Genomic DNA, 24,352 nt, shown 5'->3' with positions numbered 1-24,352 from the left:
GCGGACGGCGGGGGCCGTCCGGGCACCGGTCCGAGGGGTCAGGAGGCGCTGTTCATCGCCCGGGTGATCTCCGCGGACGCCTTCGTCGCCTCCTGCTTCATGTCGCCGCCGGTGAGGGAGGCGGTCATGTAGTCCTTGATCGGGTTCTCGGCCTCGACGGCGGCCCACCCCGGCGTGTTGGGCGTGGCCCGGCCCTGGGCGGCGCCGACGGCCATCGCCGCGGCTCCGGGGTCGGAGGCCACGGCGGAGGCGAGGGAGGTCTTGTTCGGTACGTAGCTCATGGCCAGGGCGAGCTTCGTCTGCCAGGTGTCCCCGGTCAGTTCCTTGACGAAGGTGTAGGCGGCGTCCTGGTGCCGGGAAGCGGCCGGAATGACGAGGTCGGAACCGCCGGTGAAGACCGCACCCGGCTTGTCGGCGGTCTTGCCCGGGACGGGGAAGAAGCCGAGCTTGCCCTTGAGCGCGGGGTTGTGCTGGACGATGACGTTGGCTCCGCCGGGAACCGAGATGATCTGTGCGACCTTGCCCTTGGCCATCACCTCGGCCTGCGGCGGGTTCGCCTCGTCGGCGTCCTTCGGTCCCTTCCCCAGCGCCTGGAGCTGCTTGTAGAACTCCATCGCGGCCAGGGCTTGGGGGGTGTCGAGGGTGCCCTTCCACTTGCCGCCGTCCCGGACCGCCAGGTCGCCGCCCTCGTCCCAGATGAAGCCGGCCAGGGCGTACCAGGTCTGGCCGGTGAGGTAGATGCCCTGTTGGTCTCCCGTGTTCAGTTTCTTCGTCGCGGCGATCCACTGATCCCGGGTCTTGATGGCGGCCGGGTCGACGCCGGCCTGTCTCAGCAGGTCCTTGCGGTAGATGACCACGCGGTTGGCGGCGTAGTACGGGATGCCGTACTGCTTGCCGTCCCAAGCGCCTGGCTCGGCCAGTCCCTTGAGCCAGGTGTCGCCGCCGAGATCGGCCTTCTTGCCGGTGAGGTCGAGCAGGCCGCCGCTCTGGGCGTACTGGGCGACCTGGGTGTTGCCGACCTCGATGACGTCGGGCGCGTCATTGCTGGCAAGAGCGGCGGTGACCTTCTGGCCGATGCCGTCCCACTCCTGGATCTGGATCTTCAGGTCGATGTCGGGATGTGCCTTGCTGAAACCGTCGGTGAACTCCTTCTGGAAGGCCGCGGAGACACTGTCCCGCATCAGCCAGACGGTCAGCTCCGACCTGCCCCCGTCCGCACCGGTGGCGTCGTCGGAGCCGCCGGAGCAGGCACAGAGGAGGGTACTCAGCGTGAGCAGGGACGCACCGGTGAGCAAGCGCAACTTCACGGTTCACCTCGGGAGAGCTCATGGATGGCGCGGAGCAGGAAGGGCACCAACCAGGAACCTGACCAGTTGGATAGCTGGACAGATGACCTGCTGATGGGGGATGAAAATGGCATGGACCAATGAGGCCGTCAACCCTCCGAACAACAAAGGAATTTGCGGGACATCGGGGGCTGGGTGTCATCCTTCCATCGTTGACCAGCGGACATAACTGGTCCTGACCAGTACAGTGTTGTGGTCGGTACAGCGGAAAGTGGTTACCTGCGCATGCGCTGCACGGGCGGGAGAGGGGACGACGCGGATGAGTGACAGGGAGCCGGACACGGTTCGGCCGGCCGCTGCGGAGGCCGGTGCGGGTGCGGGGGCAGGGCCGGATGCGCCGGCCGACGTGCCGCGTCCCGGCGACGGCGGGTCGGCGGAGAGTCACCCCGGTGGTGTGCTCAAACGCGAGCGGGTCCGCGACGCGGTGCTGGAGATGGTCGAGGAACGCAAGCCGGGTGACGCGATTCCCTCCGAACGGACCCTGTGCGCCCGGCTCGGCGTGTCCCGGCCCACACTGCGAGCGGCCGTGGACGAACTGGTCAGCGCGGGCATTCTCGTGCGCGAACACGGCCGGGGGATGTTCGTCGCCCCCGAGAAGATCACTCAGGAACTCGTGCCGGGCCATCACTCGCTGAGCGTGCCTCAGGCGTCAGGGGTGTGGGCGAGCAGGCTGCTGGAGTTCACCACCGTGCCGGCGGGCGCCCGGGTGGGGCGCAGGCTGCGCCTTTCTCCCGCCGCGCAGATCGTCTACGTGGCCCGGCTGCGACTGGTCGACGGCGCCCCCATGGCGATCGAGCACCTGCACATTCCGGCCGCCCTGGTACCCGGCCTGACCGCCCGCGAACTGGAACACGGCGACCTCTACGAGCATTTGCGCACGCACCACGGCGTCCATGTGAGCGAGGCCACCCAGACGATCGAGCCCACCGTGGTGACCCGAGCCGAGGCAGAGGTGCTCGACATGCCGGAGCTCTCCCCGGCGCTGTTGTTCGAGCGTCTGACCACGGACAGTGGCGGGCGCCCGGTGGAATACGTCCACTCCCTCTACCGCGGTGACCGATACCGCATCGTCTCCCGTCTGACACTCGGGGCTGACACGGTGCCCGCCACGCCGCCCGTCGGACACCATCCGGGTATCCCCCCGGGCGACTTCTCCCAGGGCGACCCGCTTGCCGCGTCGACGCTGGGCGACGTCCAAGGGGAGCGCTGATCCGGCCGGGTCCGGCGGCGCGCCACCGACGGTCCCTCCTCGACGGCTTCGAATGTGCCTATGGCTACGACAAGTGCTGGCTACGACAAGCGCTTCGGCCCCGGCCACGTCGACTACAAGGCAGCGGCCGGCGGTACGCGGAGATCGTGCGGACGCCTCGGGAAGGGGGGAGGAAGGCCGCGCAGGGAGGACCCGCCCTCATTCACTGGATCGGGTGATCTCCGGCGTGGCGGGCACGGGCGGTTGGTGCGGCTCGTTCGATGTGTGACGGGATCTTCGGGCGGACGACCGACGCCGGTGACCACGAAGGAGACACACATGGGACTGTACTTCCACCACAACCCGGACGGCACCGTAACCGGTCGGAACGACGACACGGGCTTCACCGTGACACTCGCCGACGAGGAAGAGGTGAAGCGGAGGCTGTACGAGGACGCCGGATGGGAGTACACACCCCCGCCTCCGCCCGTCCCACCAGGTTTTCACCGGTTCTTCCTGGTGGACGACTCCTTCGACGCCGGCGGCTTCGAGGACGAGAGGTACGCGGCCCTGCGGGCGGATCCGCCGGAGGGCTGTGTACCGGCCGACTGGGGGGGCTTCGCCCTTGAGTGCGAGCGCCCCGGGAAGTCGCTCCTCGACGCCGTGGCCGGCACGGTCGCGGAGATCCGCCGCGAGCACGGGCTCGTGTTGAACAGTCTGGGCGTCGAGAAGCCTGACGAATGGCTCGGCGACGACAGAGACGGCTACCCGGCGCAGATCCTGGCGCACCTGCTGCTGATGGCCGCTCACCGGGCCTCGCTGCTGGGATACGGCCGCAAGGACCTGGTCCGGCTGCTCGACGCGGCGGGCGTCGTGTAGGCGACCGCTCGGCCTGTACGCGGGAGTGTCTGAACCGGAGCGTCACGCCCGCACGTATGCGCCGTGCGTGGGAGGATGCCGGGCGATGGGCGCGTCGGCGGCGGTACGGAGTCTTCGCGCCGTGGTGTTCGCCGCGGTGTGTGTGCTGCTCGCCGCCGCCGGACACGGGCTCGCCATGGGGGACATGCCGCCGCTGTGGGTGTGCGGTGCCGCCTTCGCGGGCGTGTTCGTCGCCGGGTGGCTGCTGGGCGGGCGGGAGCGGTCCTTGCCGGGGATCGGCGCGATGATGCTCGCCACGCAGGCGGCCCTGCACTTCGGCTTCGACGCGACGCGGGCCGGCATGGGGCATCCGGGCGGGCACGGTCCCCTTCCCGCCCTGTCGCCGATCCATCCCATGCCCTCCATGCCGGCCGTATCGGCCATGCCGATGTCCGGCCATGGTGTGCACGCCGTGGTCGCGCACGGCATGCACATGGTGTCCGCGCACGGCATGCACATGGTGTCCGCGCACGTCCACGGCGTGCCCTCGCCGGCCATGCCCTCACGCACGCTCAGCCCGTACGCCGTGGCCGTCCACGTCCTGGCCGCGCTCGTCGCGTCCTGGTGGCTGCGGTGCGGCGAGGCGGCGTTGTGGTCGCTGCTGCGCCGGGCCGTCGCCTTCGTACCGGGGCTCGTGGCATGGTGGCGGGCCGCGGCCGCGCCGCTGCCCGCACCGGCCGTGCGCGGTTCCCGCGCCTTCGCCGTGGCCTCGCTGTCACGGTCGCTCCTGCTGCGGCACGCCGTCAGCCGGCGCGGTCCGCCGCTCCGGATCCCGTACCCCGTCCGAACCCCCACACCACCTTCCAGTACGGAGATCCATCAGTCATGTCCACGATGCGTACCAACGGCGCCCTGCGCCGGGCCGGCCTCGTCACCGCTCTCGCCGCGGCCGGAGTGCTCACCGCTGCGGGCGCCGCGTTCGCTCACGTCACCGTCCACCCCGACAGTTACGCCAAGGGGGCCTCGGACGGTGTGCTGACCTTCCGGGTGCCCAACGAGGAGGACTCGGCCGGCACCACCAAGGTCCAGGTGTACCTGCCCACCGACCACCCCCTCCTCGGCGTGCTCGTCACCCCGCAGGACGGCTGGACCGCCAAGGTCACCGAGACCAAGCTCAAGAAGCCGGTCAAGACCGACGACGGGACCATCACCGACGCGGTCTCCGAAATCACGTGGACCGGTGGGAAGATCGGCCCCGGCCAGTACCAGGACTTCGACGTCGCCTTCGGTCAACTTCCCGAGGACACCGGGCAGCTGGTCTTCAAGACCCTGCAGACGTACTCCGACGGCAAGGTCGTCCGCTGGATCGAGGAGCCGCAGGGCGGCGACGAGCCGGAGAACCCCGCGCCGGTGCTGAAGCTCACCGCCGCAGACGGCGAGGGGACCGCGGCGGCCGCGGGGGAGGCCAAGGCCGCCTCCGCATCGTCCACTGCCTCATCCGGCGGCGATTCCACCGCCCGCGGCCTCGGAATCGCCGGGCTGGTCGTTGGCGTGCTCGGTCTCGCCGCGGCCGTCTTCGCCGTCGTACGGACGCGGTCGGCGCGGTCGTAGCCCCGTATCTCCCGCACGCGGAACGGCCCGGATCACTTTCCCGTGATCCGGGCCGTCGCTCCTCTGGCGCGTCGGTCGGGCAGCCGGTGCCTGCTCCAGCAGCCCCTCCGCCGGGGCCGCCGCCGAGGGTCAGCCGGCAGACCTCGCAGGAGGTCGAGCGGGATGTCGACGGCCTGCCGAAGTTGGTCACCTCGGTCCTGGTGGGCGGCAAGGACTACTACGACCACCGCTGTGAGGCGCGTGGCTGATCGTCTCGACGCGTGACGTCAAGCCGCCCGCGCGCCCTCCATCATCTCGTCGACGGGTTCCCCGGCGCGGGCCGTGGCGGATTTTTTGAGGGGCTCGATGACGGGGGTCGCCTCCCGCACCGCCTGGGTGCTGGCCGCGGCAGCGACCCGCATCCGCGAGGTCCGCCACAGCCACACCACGTCGCGCCCGAAAGACCACACCAGCAGCGCCAGCGCCACCAGCACCACGCCCACGTTCGCCCGGTGCGGCAGCAGGCCCGCGCCCGCCAGGAGCAGGAGGATGCCCTGGAGCGCGGCCACCGTCTTGCGGGCCGTGCTCGGGGGGAGCGGGGCGTTGAGCCAGGGCAGGGCGCGGGCGGCGGCGACGAAGGCGTAGCGCATGGAGCCGATCAGGAGGACCCAGGGGCCCAGGTCCATCGAGACGTAGACGCTGAGCACCAGGATCAGGAAGGCGTCGACCTCCATGTCGAAGCGGGCGCCCAGTGCCGTGGTCGTGCCGGTGCGACGGGCCACCTTGCCGTCGACGCCGTCCAGGATCAGGGCCACCGCCGTCAGGCCGACCAGCAGGGAGACCGGCGGCGAGCTCTCGAAGGAGTCCGCGACCAGTGCCGTGACGCCGCCGACGAGGGTGGCCCGGCCCAGGGTGACCCGGTTGGCCGCGCCGAAGGAGCGCAGTCGCGAACGGTGCAGGGCCCGGGAGAGCACCGCCCAGGTGGCGATCGCGAAGACCAGGCCGGTCACCCAGCCCGCCGGGCCCATGCCGATCGCCGTGCCGAGCAGGGCCAGGAGCAGGATCTGCACGCCCGCGCCCACGGCGGTCTCCTGCTGGGCCGGCCTGAGGCCTGACCTGGCGTCGTACGTGTTGTTCAGGGCCACCGCACACCCTCCGGCCGAGTGACAGAGTCGATCAACGCCGCGTACTGTGCGCGGCCTGTGCACATCTCCGTACGTGAACAACTTCCCGATCGTTCAGGAGGCCGCCCATGAACCGTTCCGCACGTGCGTTCTGGCTCCGTTCGCCAGGCGAGGGCGAGGTGCGTGACATGCGTCTTCCGGAGCCCGGCGAGGGCGAGGTCGTCGTGCGGGCGCTGTACTCCGGGATCAGCCGGGGCACGGAGACGCTGGTGTTCCGCGGCCAGGTGCCCGCCAGTCAGTACGACGCCATGCGGGCGCCGTTCCAGGAGGGCGACTTCCCGGGGCCGGTGAAGTACGGCTACCTGAGCGTGGGGGTGGTGGAGGAGGGCCCGGGCGAGCTGGTCGGGCGTACGGTCTTCTGCCTCTATCCGCACCAGACCCGGTACGCCGTCCCGGCCGCCGCCGTGACCCCCGTACCGGAGTCCGTTCCCGCCGAGCGGGCCGTGCTCGCGGGTACCGTCGAGACCGCCGTCAACGCCCTGTGGGACGCCGCGCCCCTGATCGGCGACCGGATCGCCGTCGTCGGCGGCGGGATGGTCGGCTGCTCGGTGGCCGCGCTGCTGGCCCGGTTCCCCGGAGTGCGCGTCCAGCTGGTGGACGCCGATCCCGCCCGTGCCAAGGTGGCCGAGGCCCTCGGTGTCGGCTTCGCCCTGCCCGGGGAGGCGCTCGGGGAGTGCGACCTCGTGGTGCACGCCAGCGCCACCGAGCAGGGCCTGGCCCGTGCCCTGGAACTGCTCACCGCCGAGGGCACGGTCGTCGAACTCAGCTGGTACGGCGACCGGAGGGTCTCCCTTCCGCTCGGCGAGGCCTTCCACTCCCGCCGGCTGGTCATCCGCAGCAGCCAGGTCGGCACCGTCTCGCCGGCCCGCCGCGGCAACCGTACGTACGCCGACCGGCTCGCCCTCGCCCTCGACCTGCTCGCCGCCCCGGAGTTGGACGCCCTCGTCACCGGAGAGAGCACGTTCGAGGAGCTGCCCCGGGTCATGCCGGGGCTCGCCTCCGGGGAGATCCCGGCCCTGTGCCACCGAGTCCGCTACGACACGGACGCCTGAGTCCCGGAAGAGAGAGTGAGAACAGCTGAACAAGGGGAGGTGGGCAGCCGTATTACTCCGCATCCCCGGCCGGGACCGGCGGGGATCAGACGCGCCGTACCTGGAGGGTCGTTCGTTGTTCAGCATCACCGTCCGTGATCACATCATGATCGCCCACAGCTTCCGCGGCGAGGTGTTCGGGCCCGCGCAGCGGCTGCACGGAGCCACCTTCCTCGTGGACGCCACGTTCCGGCGCGAGCAGCTCGACGACGACAACATCGTCGTCGACATCGGGCTGGCCACCCAGGAGCTGGGCGCGGTCGTGAGCGAGCTGAACTACCGCAACCTCGACAACGAACCCGACTTCGCCGGGATCAACACCTCCACGGAGTACCTGGCCAAGGTCATCGCCGACCGGCTCGCCGAACGGATCCACAAGGGCGCCCTGGGCGAGGGCGCCAGGCAACTGGCCGGCCTCGCCGTCACCCTGCACGAGTCGCACGTCGCGTGGGCGAGTTACGAGCGTGCCCTGTGACCGACATGACCGTGCACCGTCCCCCGCCCCTCGCGTTCGTGCCCGCGCCGCGCTCGGGCCGCCATCACGTCGGGATCATCCCCATGTCCCTGCGCACCGTGCACTTCGTCCTGCCGGGCGGCGTCGACGACCCGGCCACACCGAGCGGCGGCAACGCCTACGACCGCCGGGTCAGCCTCGACCTGCCCGGCTTCGGCTGGCAGGTCCGGCCGCACCCCGTGCACGGCGACTGGCCGCGCCCGGGCGCCGCGGCCCGCACCGAACTCGCGCGGGTGCTGAGGGAGTTGCCGGACGGCGCCGTCGTCCTCCTGGACGGGCTCGTCGCCTGCGGCGTCCCCGAGATCGTCGTCCCTGAGGCCGAACGGCTGCGCCTGGCCGTCCTCGTCCATCTCCCGCTCGGCGACGAGACCGGGCTCGAACCCGCCGTGGCCGCCGAACTGGACGCGCGGGAACGGCAGGTGCTGCGGGCCGCTCCCGCCGTCGTCGCCACCAGCGACTGGGCGGTCCGCCGACTCGTCTCCCACCACGGGCTCGTCCCCGACCGGGTCCACGTCGCCGCGCCGGGCGCCGACATCGCGCCCCTCGCCCCCGGCACCGACGGTGTCTCACGGCTGTTGTGCGTCGCCGCCGTGACGCCGCGCAAGGGGCAGCACCGGCTGGTCGAGGCCCTGGCCGCGGTCACGGACCTGCCGTGGAGCTGCGAGTGCGTCGGCGCCCTGACCCAGGACCCCGCCTACGTCGCCCGGCTGCGCGACCTGATCGCCAGGCACGGCCTTCAGGACCGCTTCCACCTCGTCGGACCGCGGGCCGGCGCCGACCTCGACGCCCGCTACGCCGCCGCCGACCTGATGGTCCTCGCCTCCTACGCCGAGACCTACGGCATGGCCGTCACCGAGGCGCTCGCACGCGGCATCCCCGTGCTGGCCACGGACGTCGGCGGAGTCCCCGAGGCGGTCGGCCGCGCCCCCGACGGCGGGGTGCCCGGCATCCTCGTCCCGCCGGAGGACCCCGTCGCCCTTGCCGGGGAGCTGCGCGGCTGGTTCGGCGAGGCCGACGTGCGCCGCCGGCTCAAGGCCGCCGCCCGGGGCCGCCGCGCGGCCCTCGACGGCTGGGCGACGACCGCCCGCAGCCTGGCCGGCGTCCTCGCCCGACTCCCCGAGGAACCCCGGAGGGCGGCATGAGGAAGACGACCGCGCTGCCTGCCGGCCCCGAATCGGTGACCCCCGACGGGGACCTCGCACCCGCTTCCGCTTCCGCTTCCGCTTCCGACGCGGTGATCCCCGGCGCCGGTCCCGCCCCCCGGCCCGGTGAGCGGGCCACCGTGCGTCTGCGGGCGGGCGCGCCCGAGCAACCTCCGTCCCGGCACACACCGGAGGAGCCGCTGTCCCGGCACGCGCCCGAGAAGCCGCCGTCCCGGCACGCGCCCGAGGAGCCGTCCCGCTTCGTGCCCGAGGAGCCGTCCCGGTACGCGCCCGAGTGGCTGCGGCTGCGGGAGGCGGCCGACGCGGCGGCGCGGGCCACGGAACTGCTTGGTCCGCTGCGGACCCGCCTCGCCGACCGGGCGGACCCGCACGGCGGGCTCGTCGTGCACGACCTGGGCTGCGGCACCGGCTCGATGGGCCGCTGGCTCGCCCCCCGGCTGGACGGCGCACAGCACTGGATCCTGCACGACCGCGACCCCTACCTGCTGCACTTCGCCGCCGTGGGTGCCGCGGGCGCCGCCGCCGACGGCAGCCGGATCACCGTGGAGACACGGCGCGGTGACGTCGCCCGGCTGACCCCGGACGCCCTGGCCGGCGCCAGTCTGGTGACGGCGTCCGCGCTGCTGGACGTCCTCACCCGTGAGGAGGTCGCCGCCCTCGCCGCCGCCTGCGCCGGGGCGGGCTGCCCCGCGCTGCTCACCCTGTCCGTGGTCGGCCGGGTCGAGCTGACCCCGGCCGACCCGCTGGACGCCGAGCTCACCGAGGCGTTCAACGCCCACCAGCGCCGGACCGGACTGCTCGGCCCGGACGCGGTGACGGCGGCCCGCGAGGCCTTCGCCGCGCACGGCGCCGACGTACGCGTGTGTCCGAGCCCCTGGCGACTCGGACCCGACCAGCGCGAACTGACCGCCCAGTGGCTGCGCGGCTGGGTCGCCGCGGCCGTCGAGCAGCGCCCCGAACTGAGGGGGCGCGCCGACCATTACCTCGCCGAGCGCCTGGAAGCCTGCGCGGCGGGGGAGTTGCGGGTGGTCGTCCACCACAGCGACCTGCTCGCGCTGCCGGGTCCCACGGGCGGTGACGCATGAGCGCGCAGACGATGGACGTACGCAGCGCACCACCCCGGCCCCGGTCGGCGGCGCCCCGGCCGGCGGCGCCCCCGCCGCGGCGGCCCGGCCTCCTGTCCCGCCCCCGCATCCGTGCCCTGCGCGCCCACGTCGGCACCGTTGCCGGCGTCGTGATCCTCGCCGTGCTGCTGTGGCGGCTGGGCACCGGAGTGCTCCTTCAGGGACTGCGCCGGCTCGACGCGCCCTCGCTGACAGCGGCACTCGTGATCGGGCTGGTCACCACCGTGTGCAGCGCCTGGCGCTGGCAGTTGGTGGCACGCGGCCTGCGTCTCCGGCTGCCGCTCGGCGCGGCCGTGGCCGACTACTACCGGGCGCTGTTCCTGAACGCGGCCCTGCCCGGCGGCGTCCTGGGCGACGTGCACCGGGCGGTGCGGCACGGGCAGAGCGCCGGGGACATCGGCCGCGGTGTGCGGGCCGTGGTTCTGGAGCGGGTGGCCGGGCAGCTGGCGCTCGCCGTCACGGGTACGGCGATGCTGCTGACCCTGCCCTCCCCGGTCCGCGCCCAGGCCCTGCACCTCGCACCGCTCGTCGCCCTCGCCGTCGTCGGGGCGCTCGCGGTGCTGCTGGCGCTGCGCATGAACCGGGCGGCGCCCTCCCGCCGCGGGCGCGCCCTGGAGCGGATGCTCGGCGAGGCACGTGCGGGGCTGCTGTCCCGCCGCAACGGGCCGGGTGTGGCCCTGTCCTCCGCCGTCGTCCTCGCCGGGCACTTCGCGACGTTCGTGGTCGCCGCCCGGGTCGCCGGCTGCACCGCCCCGGTGCCCGTGCTGCTGCCGCTGGCGGTGCTGGCGCTGGCCGCCATGGGACTGCCGCTGAACGTAGGCGGGTTCGGGCCCCGGGAGGGCGTCACCGCGTGGGCCTTCGGCGCCGCCGGACTGGGGGCGAGCACCGGAGTGGCCGTGGCGGTGGTGTACGGGGTGCTGAGCTTCGTGGCGAGCCTGCCGGGCGCGCTCGTCCTGGTGGCCCGCCGTCGCCCCGGCGCCTACTCGCCGGCGGTGCCCGCCGACGTCAGCAGCGAGAAATACGGTGCGAAGGAATCCGCGAGGCTCGCCAGCAGTTCCTTGCCCTTTTGCGGAGCCCCCAGGGAAGGACGGCCGATGACGCCCGATTCGGTATAGGCGGACATTCCGGCGGTCAGCAGATGGCGCCGGTCGTCCGCGACGAAGTCGGCCTTTTCGTGACCGGCCCGGACCATTTCGGGATGAGCGTGCAGAAGAATGGAGGTCTCGATTTCCCCCGCATGCATGTCGGTGAGCAACGAGGTACGCACCCCGGCCCGCTCCCGGGCTGTCTCCCAGTCCTCCGCGGCCGGGAAGAGCGCCATGCGCTCGCCGCGCGCGGAGGCCTCCTGGACCACGTTGCCCAGCACGTAGTTCCCGCCGTGGCCGTTGACCACCGCCAGGGCCTCGACGCCGGAGCGGCGCAGGGAGTCCGCGATGTCCCGCACCACCGAATGAAGGGTCACCGAAGAGATGCTGACGGTCCCCGGCCAGGCCGCGTGCTCGTGCGAGCAGGAGATCGTCACCGGCGGCAGCAGGTGCACCGGGTACGCGCCGGTGATCTCCCGGGCGATGGCACAGGCGACCAGCGTGTCGGTGGCCAGCGGCAGGTACGGGCCGTGCTGCTCGAAACTCCCCACCGGCAGCACGGCCACCTGCGATGAGCGGCCCGCCCCCCGATTCCGTACGTCCTCCGTGGTGTCCGCCGGCAACAGGCCACCCGCACCACGTTCCGTCGGCCGTGTTTCCGAAACACTCATGCTTTCCCGGCCTTTCGTCTCTGCTTAGGATCCAGATCATGACAGAAAACCTCGGCGTACTCGGCAAGAAGTCCTCACGGAAGTCCGCACGGCGCACGGGTGTGGAACGCGTCGTGAATGCCCCGCTGCCCACTGTCTACGGGAAATTCCAGGCGATCGGCTACCTGGATCACGATCGCGGCGACGAACAAGTGGCCCTGGTCCACGGCGACATCGGCACCGAGCGCGTCCTGGTCCGGCTGCACTCCGAGTGCCTCACCGGGGACGCCTTCGGCTCCCAGCACTGCGAGTGCGGCGACCAGCTCGCCGCCGCGCTGCGTGCCGTCGTCGCCGAAGGCAGCGGGATCGTCGTGTACTTGAGGGGCCACGAGGGCCGCGGCATCGGACTGCTCGCCAAGCTGCGGGCGATGGCACTCCAGGCGGAGGGCCTGGACACGGTCGAGGCGAACCTCGCCCTCGGCCTGCCCGTCGACGCCCGAGACTACGGTGTCGCCGCCGGGATCCTGCAGGACCTGGGGGTGGACTCGGTGCGCCTGATGTCCAACAACCCGCGCAAGCGCGAGGCATTGGTACGGCACGGCATCCAGGTCGCCGAGCAGGTTCCGCTGCTGATCCCGCCGTGCGAGAACAACATCACCTACCTGCGCACCAAGCGGGAACGCATGGACCACCACCTGCCCCATCTGGACGCGGTGGCCCACCTGTCCTGAGGCCCGGCGGTTGTCCTCTTACCATGAGCTCTCAGCCTCAGCCCGTGACCGCCTCGTGGACCAGCCGCCTCAGCTCCGGATAGATCCGCAGGGAGGTCCTCGGGCGGAGCTGGGTCATGAACTGGAAGGTCAGTTCGCGGCCCGGGTCGACCCAGAAGGTCGTGGTCGCCGCCCCGCTCCAGCCGAAGGTGCCGGGGCCGGACGGCGCCTGGGTGCGGGCGGGGTCGACGACGACGGAGACGTTGAAGCCGAAGCCCATGCCGTCGTTGCCGGGTTCGTCGTGGGCGGGGCGGCTGCCGTAGGAGCGCAGGTCGGCGCCGCCGGGGAGGTGGTTGCGGGTCATCAGGTCGACGGTGCCGGGGGAGAGCAGCCGGGTGCCGTCCAGTTCGCCGCGGCGGCGCAGCAGTTCCATGAAGCGGTGCCAGTCGTACGCGGTCGACACCAGGCCGCCGCTGCCCGAGAGGAAGCGGGGGCGGCCGTCGAGGGGCAGGCCGGGGATCGGCTCGATGGCGGCCTCGTCGTCGGTCTGACCGTACAACTCGGCCAGTCGGCCCGCCTGTTCCCCGGTGACGTGGAAGCGGGTGTCGGTCATGCCGAGCGGCCCGAGGATCCGCTCGGTGAAGAACACGTCGAGCGGCTGCCCGGACACCACCTCGACGACCCGGCCGAGGACGTTGCTGGCGACGGAGTAGTTCCACTGCGTGCCCGGGTCGAACTGGAGCGGCAGGCGCGCGTAGACGTCCGTCGTTTCCGCCAGGCCGGCGCCCGGCGGAGACGACGACGCGAGACCGGCGGCCCGGTAGAGGGCGTCGACGGGGTGGGCGTGATAGAAGCCGAACGTCAGGCCCGCGGTGTGGGTGAGTAGATGGCGTATGAGGACGGGCCCGGCGGCGGGGCGGGTCCTCACGTCGTCGCCCGAGCCGCCGACGTACACCCGGGGGCCGGCGAAGGCCGGGAGATGCCGTTCCAGCGGGTCGTCCAGGGACAGCCTGCCCTCCTCCACTAGTTGCAGAACGGCGACGGCGGTCACCGGCTTGGTCATGGAGTAGATCCGCCACACGGTGTCGCTCTCGACGGGCAGCCCGGCCGCCACGTCCCGCAGGCCGTACGCGGTCAGGTGGGCGACCCGGCCGCCGCGCGCGAGCGCCACCAGGTAGCCGGGCAGGCGGCCCTCGTCGACGAAGCGGGCCAGATACCCGTCGAGACGGTCGAGCGCCTTCGGGTCCAGCCCGGCCTCGCCCGGCTCGACCTCCTGTCGCAGCTGTGCCATCGCTCTCCTCCGGCCCTGTCCGGTCGGTCCCGTCGCACGGGGACCACTGCGGTCGGTCCCGTCCCCGTCGCACGGGGACCATTGCGGTCGATCCCGTCCCCGTCGCACGTGGACCACTGCGGCCTACCCGTCCGAGGGTGCCCTCAGGCCTCATGGTCGCGCGGGAGCACGGGAACGGCCTCGTGAGCCGCGCCCGTCGGCGGCCTGGGACCGCGACCGTCGGCGTCCGAGGCATGTGCACGCCCCGGCAGCGCACGCCCGGCGACCGCCCCCGCCCCCGCCACCCCGGCGAGCACGGCGAGCGGCAGCCCGGCCCCACCGCCGACACCCCGCAGCGTGGTCGCCGCCGCCACGCCCAGGGCGGGGCCCACGTTCATCGCGGTCTGCTGGAGTCCGCCCGCCACCCCGGCCGAGCCGACCGCCGCCTGACGTACGACGACCTGCGTCGCGGCCACCATCACCGTGCCGAACCCGGCGCCGAGCAGCGCGAAACCGGTGCACAGGGCGAGGGTCCCGGTCGCCCGGGCGAGCACCACCGCGCCCAGTGCGAGCCCGGCCATGGCCGCCACGGTCGTACGACGGGCCCCGGCCCGGCGCAGCAGCACCGGGCACACGGCCGCCGCGAGCACCATCAGTGCCGCCAGCGGCAGGCTGCGCAGCGCGCTGTGGAAGGGGTCCAGGCCCAGCGTGTCCTGAAGGACGTACGTGACGACGAACAACGTGCCGGACAGGGCGGCCGACGCGGCGACCAGGACGCCGACCGCCGAGCCGACGGCAGCCGACCCGACGACGTCCGGCGGCAGCAGCGGGTGCTCGGTACGGCGCTCGTGCCGGACGAACGCGGCAGCGGCGACCACGGCGACCGCACCCGTGACCGCACCCGTGACGGATGCCGTGACCGGACCCGCCCGGCCCGGGTCCGGCAGCGCGACCAGGGTGTGCACGGCGCAGCCGAGGGCGGCGGCGAGCAGGAGCGCGCCCGGCAGGTCGAGCCGGAGGCGCGGGGCAGGGGCCGGCTCGTGCCCGGGCGGCGCGAGGGCGAGCGCGAGCGCGCCGAACAGCAGCGCCGGCCCGATGTTCAGGAAGAACACCGCCCGCCAGCCCAGCCCCGCCACCAGCGCCCCGCCCACCACCGGACCCGCGGCCGCCGCCACCCCGATCGCGCTCGTCCGCACCGCGAGGGGCATGCCGAGCCGGTCGGGCGGGAAGGCGGCGCGCAGCATGCCCAGCGTGGCCGGCTGAAGCAGCGCCCCGCACACCCCCTGCGCGACGCGCAGCGCGATCACCCAGCCGATGCCGGGCGCCAGACCGATGCCCGCCGAGGCCGCCCCGAAGCCGAGCATCCCGCCCGCGAACAACCACCGGTGGCCGTACCGGTCACCGAGCCGTCCGGCGAACACCAGGAGGCTCGCCACCGCGACGAGATAGCCGGTGCTGGTCCACTGGACCTGCGTGTACGACGCCGCCAGGTCGTGCCGCAGCGTGGGCTGCGCGACGGTGAGGACCGTGCCGTCCAGGGCGACGATCACCGCGCCGGCCACGCTGCACGCGAGTGCCGCCGCCCGCCGGTGGTTCATCGGCCGCTCTCCGGGCCGAGGTGCGCGTCCAGGGCGGTACGCATCAGCGGCGTGACGTCGTCGGCGCCGGTGGCGAGTTGGAGGCTGCCCCAGCACCACAGCTGGGCGATGCCGTGCAGGTTGGCCCACAGGGAGGCGGCGACCGTGCGGGCGTCCGTGCCGGGGCGGGCCCGGCCGACCAGGTCGACCAGGACACCGAACAACGGCAGGCTGGTGTCGCGCAGGCCCAGGTGCCCGCTCTCCAGCAGATCATGGCGGAACATCAGTTCGTACATGCCGCGGTTGCCCAGCGCGAACTCCAGGTAGACCCTGGCCAGCGTGGTCAGTTGGGCGCGCGGGCCCTCCTCGCCGTCGCCGATCGCCGATCCGGCCCGCTCGGCCAGCTCGCCGAAGCCGCGTCGCGCGATGGCGGAGAGCAGCTCCAGGTGGGTAGGGAACCAGCGACGCGGCGCCCCGTGCGAGACGCCCGCCCGGCGGGCGATCTCCCGCAGGGTCAGGGCCTGGGAGCCCTCCGCGGCCACCAGCTCCACCCCGACGTCGACCAGCCGCTCCCGCAGTCCCTTGGGGTGGTCCTCGTGCCCGTTGTCGCCGTGCTCGTTGTCGCCCTGCTCGCTCATAGACACTGTCTACCAGGAGGCGGTAGACAGTGTCTACTCACCCGGGACAGACGGAGAGAGGGCAGAGCGACTGCGGGGGCGCGCCGGGAATGGGAAGCTCGGCCGCGAGAGTTGAGCCATGTATGACTCAGGACACGACGCACGACCTCATGCCGGACGCGCTGCTCGCCCTGCTCGCCGAGGGCCACGGCGGGGTACTGGTCACCCTCAAGCGCGACGGCCGCCCCCAGTTGTCGAACGTCAGCCACGCCTACGATCCGGACGAGCGCGTCGTTCGCGTCTCGATCACCGACGACCGTGCCAAGACCCGCAACCTGCGCCGCGACCCGCGCGCCTCCTACCACGTCACCAGTCCGGACCGGCGGGCGTACACGGTCGCCGAGGGCACCGCCGAACTCTCGCCGGTGGCCCGGGACCCGCACGACGAGACCGTGGAGGAACTGATCCGCCTCTACCGGGACGTGCTGGGCGAGCATCCCGACTGGGACGACTACCGCGCGGCCATGGTCCGCGACCGGCGGCTGGTGCTGCGGCTGAAGGTGGAGCGGGCGTACGGCATCCCGAAGGGTGCCAACGACGGCTGACCGGCCCTGGCGAGATACCCCCCAGGCCCCCCAGGCCCCCCTAGGCCTGCGTCCTTGCCCGGATCGCCCGCAGGACCGCCACCATGTCCTCGTCGCCGTGTCCGAGCGAGACGGTCTCCTCGAACAGGGCGTGGCACACGTCGAGCAGCGGGGAGGCGATGCCCGTCTTGCGGGCGGCCTCGGCGATCAGCCGGTTGTTCTTCAGCACGTCGAGTGCCGCCGCCTGCACGGAGAAGTCCTCGGTCAGCAGCTTGGGCGCCTTCATCCGCGACACCGGGCTGGCCATCGGGCCGGCGCCCAGCGCGTCGAGGAACAGCCGGCGGTCGAGCCCCTGCCGTTCGGCGAAGTGGAAGGCCTCGGTGAATCCGGTCACCAGCGTGATCAGGAACAGGTTCACCGACAGCTTCATCAGCAGGGCGTTGGGCGCCGGGCCGCACAGGAACGTCTCGGCGCACAAGGGCGCGAGCAGGGGGCGTACGCGGCGCACGGCCGGCTCGTCGCCGGCCAGCATCGCGACCAGCTCGCCGTTCTCCGCCGGGACGCGGGAACCGGAGACGGGCGCCTCGACATAGCTGCCGCCCGCCGCCCGGACGTCGCCCTCCAGGGCGCGTGAGTACTCGGGCGAGGTCGTGCCCATGTGCACGACCGTCCTGCCGGCGACCAGCGCGGCGAAGTCCGGGCCGCCGCGGCCGAGGGTGGCGTCGATCGCGAGGTCGTCCGCCAGCATCAGGAACACCACGTCCGCGCGGGCGAAGAGCTCGCCCGGGTCCGCGGCCACCTCCGCGCCGGCCGCGCGCAGGGGATCGGTGCGGACGGCCGTGCGGTTCCACACCACCAGGGGAGTGCCGGAGCGGGCCAGCCGGAGCGCCATGGGTGTGCCCATCACTCCGAGACCGATGAAGCCGACGTTCACGAGACACCGCCCTGGGATCGGGACCTTTCCATGACAGCCGTCATAGTAGCCGCGCCTATGACGTGCGTCATAGGCTGGAGGGTGAAAATCCAGGACCACGGAAGTCCGGGACGGACATGCACACACGGCGCCGGGAGGTCGACGATGACGGGGGTCCAGCGGGGGCCGCGGGAGCGGATGGTCTTCAGCGCGGCCCAGCTCATCCGGCACGACGGCGTGGGCGCGACCGGAATGCGGGACGTCGCCGAGCACGCGAACGCGCCGCGCGGATCGCTCCAGCACTACTTCCCGGGCGGCAAGGAACAGCTGGTCGGCGAGGCCGTGGCCTGGGCGGGCCGGTACGCCGGCAGGCGCGTCGCCCGGTTCATGGCGGACCTCGCCGAGCCGACGCCGAGCGCACTGTTCGCCGCGATGGTGCGGCAGTGGACCGACGAGTACGAGACGGCCGGCGTCCTGGGCGGCTGTCCGGTCGCCGCGGCCACGGTCGACTGTGCCGCCTCCGACGCGATGCGGGAGGCGGCCGCCGCCGCGTTCACGACCTGGCGCGGCCCCGTCGCCGAGGCTCTGACGGAGCTGGGCGTACCGGCCGAACGGGCGGAACCGCTGGCCACGCTGATGATCAGCTCCCTGGAGGGTGCGATCATCATGGCCCGCGCCGAGGGCGACGTACGCCCCCTGACCACCGTGGCCCGAGAGCTGGGTCCGCTCCTCGACGCGGCCGTGGCGCCCGACGACAGGAGAGGTGAAACATGATCACCGGGGCACATGTGGTGATCCACAGCCGGGACGCGGAGGCGGACCGGTCCTTCCTCCGGGACGTACTGGGCTGGTCGCACGTCGACGCCGGGCACGGCTGGCTGATCTTCGCGGCGCCGCCCGCCGAGGTCGCCTGCCACCCGACCGAGGGCGAGCCGGCGCACGAGCTGATGCTCATGTGCGACGACCTCGACGCGACGACCGCGGAACTCGCCGCGCAGGGTGTCGAGTTCGCCCGGCCGGCCCAAGAGGCGCGCTGGGGCCGGGTGACGGCCCTGCGGCTGCCCGGCGGCGGCGAACTCGCCCTGTACGAGCCCCGGCACCCACGGCCGTGAAGCCCCGGCACCCACGGCCGTGCAGCCCCGGCACGCACGGCCGTGAAGCCCCGGCACCCACGCCCCTGAAGCAGGCCGCGGGTGCCGGGCAGGCCGGTGTGGTGCGACGCGGGTCAGACCGAGACCGTCTCCGGCTGTGACTCCCGCCGGAGCCCGCGCTCGCCGAGGCGCGCCGTGGGGATCCGGTGGGTCTCGCGGGCCGAGAGGGCGGCGATCACCGGAGGGACGCACAGGGCCGCCGTGAACAGGGCCACCGCCGACCAGTCGGTGCCGTCGGGGCCCGCGATCTCGGCGGCGAAGGTGACCGCGAACCCGGCCACCGCGAAGCCGATCTGGGTGCCGACCGCCATGCCCGACAGGCGCACCCGGGTGGAGAACATCTCGCCGTAGAAGGCCGGCCACACGCCGTTGGCGGCGCTGTAGAGGACACCGAAGGCGACGATGCCGAGGATCAGCGTCAGCGGGTAGGAGCCCGTGGAGATCGCCCACAGGTACAGGAACATCGCCACCGCGCTGCCCGCCGCCCCGATCAGGTACACCGGGCGCCGGCCGATCCGGTCCGACAGCGTGGCCCACAGCGGGATGGCGGCCAGCGCCACCAGGTTGGCGAGCGCGCCCACCCACAGCATCGACGAACGGGACATGCCGACCGCGTCGCTGGTCGCGTACGCCAGCGACCACACCGTGAAGATGGTGCTCACCGAGGCGATGAGCGCGCCCGCGACCACCCGCAGCACATCCGCCCAGTGCTCGCGCACCAGCACCGCCAGCGGCAGTTTCGCGACCCCCTCGTCGGCCGCCTGCCGGGCGAACGCCGGCGTCTCGGCCAGCCTGCGCCGGATGACGTAGCCGACGACGGCGACCACGACGCTCGCCCAGAACGGCACGCGCCAGCCCCAGGAGAGCAGCTGGTGCTCGGGCAGCGCGGCGACCGGGAGGAACACCAGCGTGGCGATCAGCTGCCCGCCCTGGGTGCCGCTGAGCGTGAAACTGGTGAAGAAGCCGCGCCGCCCGTCGGGCGCGTGCTCCAGACTCATCGAACTGGCACTGGCCTGCTCACCCGCCGCGGACACCCCTTGCAGCACCCGGCACAGCACCAGCAGGACCGGGGCGGCGCCGCCCACCTGGGCGCGGGTGGGCAGACAGCCGATCAGGAACGTCGCCAGGCCCATCAGCAGCAGCGTGAAGACCATGATCTTCTTGCGGCCCAGCCGGTCGCCGAAGTGACCGAGGAACAGCGCGCCGACCGGGCGGGCCGCGTAGGCGACGCCGAAGGTGGCCAGCGACAGCAGCGTGGCGGTGGCCGGGTCGGAGGAGTCGAAGAAGACCTTCGGGAAGATCAGTGCCGCGGCGCTGCCGTAGATGAAGAAGTCGTAGTACTCGAGGGCGCTGCCGATCCAGGCGGCAGCGGCGGCCTTTCCGGGCTGACCGGGCGGAGCGGCACGGTCGTGGGGCGGGGCGGGGACGGACACGGCGGGCTCCTTCGGGGGAACTCCACCCTAGGCGGAGTGAGCGGAGTGAGCGGAGTGAGCGGAGTGAGCGGAAAGCGAGAGGTGCGGGAGAGGGGCCGGATCCCGGCTAATTAACCCACTGGGTAGTTAGTAGCGGTGGGTGGGATGTTGCGCTCGTGTTTCCGCCGTGTCAAGGGGTGGGGTGCGGACTCAGTCCGCGGCGCGCTCCGCCGTGAGGTAGGCGATCACCATGTCGCCGAGCATCGCGCGGTAGTGCTCGCGCTGGTCCGGATCGACCAGGTCGCGGCCGAACAGGGCGCCGAACGTGGACCTGTTGGCGACCCGGAAGAAGCAGAACGAGCTGATCATCGCGTGCAGGTCGACGGCGTCCACGTCGGCCGTGAACAGGCCCGACTCCTGCCCGGCCGCCAGGATCCGGCGGATCACGTCCAGCGCCGGGGAGCCGATCTTCCCGAGCCTCTCCGAGGCGGCGATGTGCTCCGCCCCGTGGATGTTCTCGATGCTCACCAGGCGGATGAAGTCCGGGTGCTGCTCATGGTGGTCGAAGGTCAGTTCGGCCAGTCGCCGGATGGCCGCGACCGGGTCCAGATGCTCCACGTCCAGCCGCTGCTCGGCCTCGCGGATCACCCCGTACGCCCGCTCCAGAACGGCCGTGAACAGCTGCTCCTTGCCGCCGAAGTAGTAGTAGATCATCCGCTTCGTGGTGCGGGTCAGGGCGGCGATCTCGTCCACCCGGGCGCCGTCGTAGCCGGCCCGGGCGAACTCCTGTGTGGCCACGTCGAGGATCTCGGCCCGGGTGCGGGCGGCGTCACGGGTGCGCCCGCCTGTGCGTGCCGGTTCGTCGACGCTCGTCATCACGTTCCTTCGGAAGCGGGTGCGGGAGCCTGTGCTCTGGCTCGTGATTGTAGAAGCAGGGGTGCGCGGCCCAGGAGGGGTCTTCCCAGGGGTCCGTGCGGCTGATATAGCTAACGTACTGGTTCGTACATTAGGGAGCCCGCTCGGCGTTCGCTCGCTCGGTTGCCGCTCCCTCGCTCAGGAGGTTCCCCGGTGGCCAAGGAGTCGTATCTCGTCGGACTGATCGGTTCCGGCATCGGCCCGTCGTTCAGTCCGGCGCTGCACGAGCGCGAGGCGGACCGGCAGGGGCTGCGCCTGGTGTACCGGCTCATCGACATCGACGCCCTCGGGCTGCCGCCGGAGGCGGTGGGCGACCTGCTGCGTTCCGCGCGCGACCTGGGCTTCGACGGGCTCAACATCACCCACCCCTGCAAGCAGCTCGTCCTCGAACACCTGGACGACCTCGCCCCGCAGGCCGCCGCGCTCGGCGCGGTCAACACCGTGGTCTTCGAGGGCGGCCGGGCCATCGGCCACAACACGGACGTCACCGGCTTCGCGGCCTCCTTCGCGCGCGGCCTGCCCGACGCACCCCTGGAGCGCGTGGTGCAGCTCGGCGCGGGCGGCGCCGGGGCCGCCGTCGCGCACGCGCTGCTGACGCTGGGGGCCGAGCGGGTCACCGTCGTCGACGCGCTGCCCGAGCGGGCCGCCGCCCTGGCCGACTCCCTCGACGCCCACTTCGGCGCCGGCCGGGCCGCCGCCGCGGCCCCGACGGCGTCGGCGGACCTGCTGGCCGGTGCCGACGGCCTCGTCCACGCGACCCCCACCGGCATGGCCGCCCACCCCGGAATGCCCCTTCCCGCCGACCTGCTGCACCCGGGCCTGTGGGTCGCCGAGGTCGTCTACCGCCCGCTGGAGACCGAGCTGCTGCGCATCGCCCGCGCGGCCGGCTGCGCCACGCTCGACGGCGGCGGCATGGCCGCGTTCCAGGCCGCGGACGCGTTCCGCCTGTTCACCGGGCGGGAACCCGACAGCGCCCGGATGCTCGCCGACATCGCCGACATCGCCCACGTCGCGGGCACCGCCGACGCGGCCCGTGGCTCCGACGACGCCGACGACGCCGCCGCCGACGCGGCCCGCGGCGCCGGCGACGCGATCGCGGCGCGGCAGTAGGAAGCGCAGGAGCAGAGGAGCCGGAGAGCAGGAGAGCAGGAGAAAGAGGTACCCAGGTGCGTACGTCCATCGCCACCGTCTCGCTGAGCGGATCGCTCACCGAGAAGCTCACCGCCGCATCCCGAGCGGGTTTCGACGGGGTGGAGATCTTCGAGAACGATCTGCTCGCAAGCCCCCGCACCCCCGAGGAGATCCGCGCCCGCTGCGCCGACCTCGGCCTCGCCATCGAGCTGTACCAGCCGATGCGGGACATCGAGGCGGTGCCCCCGGCCGAGTTCGCGGGCAACCTGCGCCGGGCCCGGCACAAGTTCGAGCTGATGCGCCGGCTGGGCGCGGACACCGTGCTCGTCTGCTCCAGCGTCTCCGCGTCGGCCCTCGACGACGACGCCCTGGCCGCCGAGCAGCTGAGCCGGCTCGCCGACCTCGCGCAGGACTTCGGCATCCGCGTCGCCTACGAGGCCCTCGCCTGGGGCCGGCACGTCAGCACCTACGACCACGCCTGGCACATCGTCGAGACGGCCGGGCACCCGGCGCTCGGCACCTGCCTGGACAGCTTCCACATCCTCTCGCGGGGCTCGGACCCCAAGGGCATCGAGGACATCCCCGGCGAGAAGATCTTCTTCCTCCAGCTCGCCGACGCCCCACGGCTCGCGATGGACGTGCTCCAGTGGAGCCGCCACCACCGCTGCTTCCCCGGGCAGGGCGGCTTCGACGTCGCCGGGCTCCTGCGGCACGTGCTGCGCACCGGCTACGACGGCCCGCTCTCCCTGGAGGTCTTCAACGACGTCTTCCGGCAGGCCGAGGCGGGTCCCACGGCCGTCGACGCGCACCGCTCGCTGCTGGTCCTCCAGGAGGCCGTCGGCGCGGTGGACCTGCCCGCGCCCGTCGTCCCCACCGGCATCGCCTTCGCCGAACTGGTCACCCCGGACACCGAGCCGGTCGAGGCCGTGCTGGGCGCGCTGGGCTTCGCCCGCACCGCGCGCCACCGCGCCAAGCCCGTGGACCTGTGGCAGCGGGGCGAGGCCAGAATCCTCGTCAACACCGCCGGGGCCGTACGCCGGGACGGCACCCAGCTCGCCGCGATCGGCCTGGAGTCACCGGACCCGGCCGCCGCCGCCCGGCGCGCCGAGGCACTGCTGGCCCCCGTGCTGCCGCGCCGTCGTGCCGCCGAGGACGCACCGCTCGACGCCGTGGCGGCCCCCGACGGCACCGAACTGTTCTTCTGCGCCACCGACCGGCCCGACCTGCCCAGCTGGCGGGCCGACTTCGAGGACACCGCCGCCGCGCCCGCGGCCCCGGGAGCGGAGCGCATCGACCACCTCGCCCTCACCCAGCCCTGGCACCAGTTCGACGAGGCGGCCCTCTTCCACCGCAGCGTCCTCGGGCTGGACGCCCAGGAGAGCGTCGACGTCGCCGACCCCTACGGGCTGCTGCGCAGCCGCGCCGTCACCAACGCCGACGGCAGCGTCCGGATCGCCCTCGGGGTCGGCGCCGCACCCACCGACGACACCGTCCACGCCCAGCACCTCGCGCTGGCCACGGACGACGTGGTCGCCGCCGCCCGCCGCTTCCGGCGGGCCGGCGGCCGGCTGCTGCCCGTGCCCGCGAACTACTACGACGACCTGGCGGCACGGTTCGAGCTGACCGACGAGGAACTGGAGACCTACCGCGGCCTCGGCATCCTCTACGACCGCGACGCGGGCGGCGCCTTCCGGCACTGCTACACCGAGACCGTCGGCCGCGTGTTCTTCGAACTCGTCCAGCGGGACCCCGGCTACCGGGGTTACGGCGCCCCGAACGCGCCCGTACGGCTGGCGGCCCAGCAGGCCCGGCGCCCGGCACGCTGACGGACGGCCCGGGCCACCGTCGGGTGACCCGGGCCGCCTGCGGTGACGCGTCAGTCCTTCTTCGCCGCCTCCACGGCGTGGCCGCCGAACTGGTTGCGCAGCGCCGCGACCATCTTCATCTGCGGCGAGTCCTCCTGACGGGAGGCGAACCGTGCGAACAGCGAGGCCGTGATCGCGGGCAGCGGCACGGCGTTGTCGATGGCGGCCTCCACGGTCCACCGGCCCTCGCCGGAGTCCTCCGCGTAGCCGCGCAGCTTGTCCAGGTGCTCGTCGTCGTCGAGGGCGCCGACGGCGAGGTCCAGCAGCCAGGAGCGGATGACGGTGCCCTCCTGCCAGGACCGGAAGACCTCGCGGACGTTGTCCACGGAGTCGACCTTCTCCAGCAGCTCCCAGCCCTCGGCGTAGGCCTGCATCATCGCGTACTCGATGCCGTTGTGGACCATCTTCGCGAA

The 24,352-nt window shown here is 72.9% G+C and carries 24 protein-coding genes and 2 pseudogenes; 15 read left to right on the top strand and 11 right to left on the bottom strand.

Annotation, left to right across the window (positions count from 1 at the left end; all coding sequences use genetic code 11):
- Positions 1–38: 38 nt before the first annotated feature.
- Positions 39–1,307, bottom strand: coding sequence for an extracellular solute-binding protein (locus ABZ484_RS23270; RefSeq protein WP_358867837.1), 1,269 nt, complete (start codon positions 1,305–1,307; stop codon positions 39–41).
- Positions 1,308–1,740: 433 nt separating this feature from the next.
- On the opposite strand from ABZ484_RS23270, the gene ABZ484_RS23265 reads away from it, so the two are divergent.
- Positions 1,741–2,556, top strand: a complete 816-nt coding sequence (locus ABZ484_RS23265) for a GntR family transcriptional regulator (protein WP_358867836.1) — start codon at positions 1,741–1,743, stop codon at positions 2,554–2,556.
- 318 nt (positions 2,557–2,874) lie between these two features.
- Entirely contained in the window at positions 2,875–3,414 is a 540-nt protein-coding gene (locus tag ABZ484_RS23260; RefSeq protein ID WP_358867835.1) for a hypothetical protein, read from the top strand.
- Between the two features lie 42 nt (positions 3,415–3,456).
- Here ABZ484_RS23260 and ABZ484_RS23255 read toward each other — a convergent pair whose 3' ends face one another.
- A complete protein-coding gene (locus ABZ484_RS23255; RefSeq protein ID WP_358867834.1) occupies positions 3,457–4,248 on the bottom strand; it encodes a hypothetical protein in 792 nt (263 codons plus the stop codon).
- A 30-nt stretch (positions 4,249–4,278) separates the two neighbouring features.
- Between ABZ484_RS23255 and ABZ484_RS23250 the strand changes: the two genes are divergently transcribed.
- Together ABZ484_RS23250 and ABZ484_RS23245 are read left to right on the top strand one after the other, a co-directional pair.
- Positions 4,279–5,004 carry a YcnI family protein gene (locus tag ABZ484_RS23250; protein WP_358867833.1) on the top strand — a complete coding sequence of 242 codons (726 nt, stop codon included), beginning with the start codon at positions 4,279–4,281 and terminating at the stop codon, positions 5,002–5,004.
- Positions 5,005–5,090: 86 nt separating this feature from the next.
- Positions 5,091–5,252 carry a hypothetical protein gene (locus ABZ484_RS23245; RefSeq protein ID WP_358867832.1) on the top strand — a complete coding sequence of 54 codons (162 nt, stop codon included), beginning with the start codon at positions 5,091–5,093 and terminating at the stop codon, positions 5,250–5,252.
- Between the two features lie 18 nt (positions 5,253–5,270).
- Here the strand turns inward: ABZ484_RS23245 and ABZ484_RS23240 are convergent, their stop codons facing one another.
- On the bottom strand, positions 5,271–6,128 hold the full coding sequence (locus tag ABZ484_RS23240) for a CDP-alcohol phosphatidyltransferase family protein (protein ID WP_358867831.1): 858 nt from the start codon (positions 6,126–6,128) through the stop codon (positions 5,271–5,273).
- 107 nt (positions 6,129–6,235) lie between these two features.
- Between ABZ484_RS23240 and ABZ484_RS23235 the strand changes: the two genes are divergently transcribed.
- The 5 genes and pseudogenes from ABZ484_RS23235 to ABZ484_RS23215 form a co-directional block, all read left to right on the top strand.
- On the top strand, positions 6,236–7,219 hold the full coding sequence (locus ABZ484_RS23235; RefSeq protein ID WP_358867830.1) for a zinc-binding alcohol dehydrogenase: 984 nt from the start codon (positions 6,236–6,238) through the stop codon (positions 7,217–7,219).
- A gap of 115 nt (positions 7,220–7,334) precedes the next feature.
- Positions 7,335–7,733 carry a 6-carboxytetrahydropterin synthase gene (locus ABZ484_RS23230; protein WP_358867829.1) on the top strand — a complete coding sequence of 133 codons (399 nt, stop codon included), beginning with the start codon at positions 7,335–7,337 and terminating at the stop codon, positions 7,731–7,733.
- On the top strand, positions 7,730–8,914 hold the full coding sequence (locus tag ABZ484_RS23225; protein WP_358867828.1) for a glycosyltransferase family 4 protein: 1,185 nt from the start codon (positions 7,730–7,732) through the stop codon (positions 8,912–8,914). Before ABZ484_RS23230 ends, ABZ484_RS23225 begins: the two co-directional genes overlap by 4 nt.
- Positions 8,911–10,020, top strand: a complete 1,110-nt coding sequence (locus ABZ484_RS23220) for an SAM-dependent methyltransferase (protein WP_358867827.1) — start codon at positions 8,911–8,913, stop codon at positions 10,018–10,020. Before ABZ484_RS23225 ends, ABZ484_RS23220 begins: the two co-directional genes overlap by 4 nt.
- A pseudogene (locus ABZ484_RS23215) lies at positions 10,017–10,943 on the top strand (lysylphosphatidylglycerol synthase transmembrane domain-containing protein); the annotation flags it as partial. The gene ABZ484_RS23220 and the pseudogene ABZ484_RS23215, both read left to right, overlap by 4 nt.
- Positions 10,944–11,038: 95 nt before the next feature.
- On the opposite strand, the gene ABZ484_RS23210 reads toward ABZ484_RS23215, so the two are convergent.
- A complete protein-coding gene (locus tag ABZ484_RS23210) occupies positions 11,039–11,815 on the bottom strand; it encodes a creatininase family protein (protein ID WP_358867826.1) in 777 nt (258 codons plus the stop codon).
- A gap of 38 nt (positions 11,816–11,853) precedes the next feature.
- Here ABZ484_RS23210 and ribA point away from each other — a divergent pair, with 38 nt between their 5' ends.
- Positions 11,854–12,525 carry a GTP cyclohydrolase II gene (ribA, locus tag ABZ484_RS23205; RefSeq protein WP_358867825.1) on the top strand — a complete coding sequence of 224 codons (672 nt, stop codon included), beginning with the start codon at positions 11,854–11,856 and terminating at the stop codon, positions 12,523–12,525.
- A 37-nt stretch (positions 12,526–12,562) separates the two neighbouring features.
- Here the strand turns inward: ribA and ABZ484_RS23200 are convergent, their stop codons facing one another.
- From ABZ484_RS23200 to ABZ484_RS23190, 3 genes are all read right to left on the bottom strand, one after another.
- The gene (locus tag ABZ484_RS23200; RefSeq protein WP_358867824.1) at positions 12,563–13,795 is read right to left on the bottom strand and encodes a serine hydrolase domain-containing protein; all 1,233 of its coding nucleotides are present in this window, start codon (positions 13,793–13,795) and stop codon (positions 12,563–12,565) included.
- 143 nt (positions 13,796–13,938) lie between these two features.
- Positions 13,939–15,372 (bottom strand): MFS transporter, encoded by a 1,434-nt coding sequence (locus tag ABZ484_RS23195; RefSeq protein WP_358867823.1) that lies wholly within the window; start codon positions 15,370–15,372, stop codon positions 13,939–13,941.
- Positions 15,369–15,989 (bottom strand): TetR/AcrR family transcriptional regulator, encoded by a 621-nt coding sequence (locus ABZ484_RS23190; RefSeq protein ID WP_358867822.1) that lies wholly within the window; start codon positions 15,987–15,989, stop codon positions 15,369–15,371. Before ABZ484_RS23190 ends, ABZ484_RS23195 begins: the two co-directional genes overlap by 4 nt.
- A 122-nt stretch (positions 15,990–16,111) precedes the next feature.
- On the opposite strand from ABZ484_RS23190, the gene ABZ484_RS23185 reads away from it, so the two are divergent.
- Positions 16,112–16,573, top strand: a complete 462-nt coding sequence (locus tag ABZ484_RS23185; protein WP_358867821.1) for a PPOX class F420-dependent oxidoreductase — start codon at positions 16,112–16,114, stop codon at positions 16,571–16,573.
- Positions 16,574–16,613: 40 nt separating this feature from the next.
- Here the strand turns inward: ABZ484_RS23185 and ABZ484_RS23180 are convergent, their stop codons facing one another.
- The gene (locus tag ABZ484_RS23180; protein ID WP_358867820.1) at positions 16,614–17,486 is read right to left on the bottom strand and encodes an NAD(P)-dependent oxidoreductase; all 873 of its coding nucleotides are present in this window, start codon (positions 17,484–17,486) and stop codon (positions 16,614–16,616) included.
- A gap of 144 nt (positions 17,487–17,630) precedes the next feature.
- Here ABZ484_RS23180 and ABZ484_RS23175 point away from each other — a divergent pair, with 144 nt between their 5' ends.
- Together ABZ484_RS23175 and ABZ484_RS23170 are read left to right on the top strand one after the other, a co-directional pair.
- A complete protein-coding gene (locus ABZ484_RS23175; protein WP_358867819.1) occupies positions 17,631–18,239 on the top strand; it encodes a TetR/AcrR family transcriptional regulator in 609 nt (202 codons plus the stop codon).
- Complete coding sequence (locus tag ABZ484_RS23170) at positions 18,236–18,577, top strand: VOC family protein (protein ID WP_358867818.1); 342 nt, start codon at positions 18,236–18,238, stop codon at positions 18,575–18,577. The genes ABZ484_RS23175 and ABZ484_RS23170 overlap by 4 nt, the downstream gene beginning before the upstream one ends.
- 113 nt (positions 18,578–18,690) lie before the next feature.
- On the opposite strand, the gene ABZ484_RS23165 is transcribed toward ABZ484_RS23170, so the two are convergent.
- A complete protein-coding gene (locus ABZ484_RS23165; RefSeq protein ID WP_358867817.1) occupies positions 18,691–20,049 on the bottom strand; it encodes an MFS transporter in 1,359 nt (452 codons plus the stop codon).
- 189 nt (positions 20,050–20,238) lie between these two features.
- Positions 20,239–20,904, bottom strand: coding sequence for a TetR family transcriptional regulator (locus ABZ484_RS23160; RefSeq protein WP_358867816.1), 666 nt, complete (start codon positions 20,902–20,904; stop codon positions 20,239–20,241).
- A 192-nt stretch (positions 20,905–21,096) separates the two neighbouring features.
- Between ABZ484_RS23160 and ABZ484_RS23155 the strand changes: the two genes are divergently transcribed.
- Together ABZ484_RS23155 and ABZ484_RS23150 are read left to right on the top strand one after the other, a co-directional pair.
- Positions 21,097–22,053, top strand: coding sequence for a shikimate dehydrogenase (locus ABZ484_RS23155; RefSeq protein WP_358867815.1), 957 nt, complete (start codon positions 21,097–21,099; stop codon positions 22,051–22,053).
- Between the two features lie 56 nt (positions 22,054–22,109).
- The gene (locus ABZ484_RS23150; RefSeq protein ID WP_358867814.1) at positions 22,110–23,900 is read left to right on the top strand and encodes a TIM barrel protein; all 1,791 of its coding nucleotides are present in this window, start codon (positions 22,110–22,112) and stop codon (positions 23,898–23,900) included.
- A 50-nt stretch (positions 23,901–23,950) separates the two neighbouring features.
- Here the strand turns inward: ABZ484_RS23150 and ABZ484_RS23145 are convergent.
- Positions 23,951–24,352, bottom strand: a pseudogene (locus tag ABZ484_RS23145) (6-phosphogluconate dehydrogenase); the annotation flags it as partial.

It is taken from the genome of Streptomyces sp. NPDC006393, from assembly GCF_040628575.1.
GTDB lineage: Bacteria > Actinomycetota > Actinomycetes > Streptomycetales > Streptomycetaceae > Streptomyces.
Note: the sequence above shows the minus strand (reverse complement) of the source record. Positions and strands in the feature narration are given on the sequence as shown.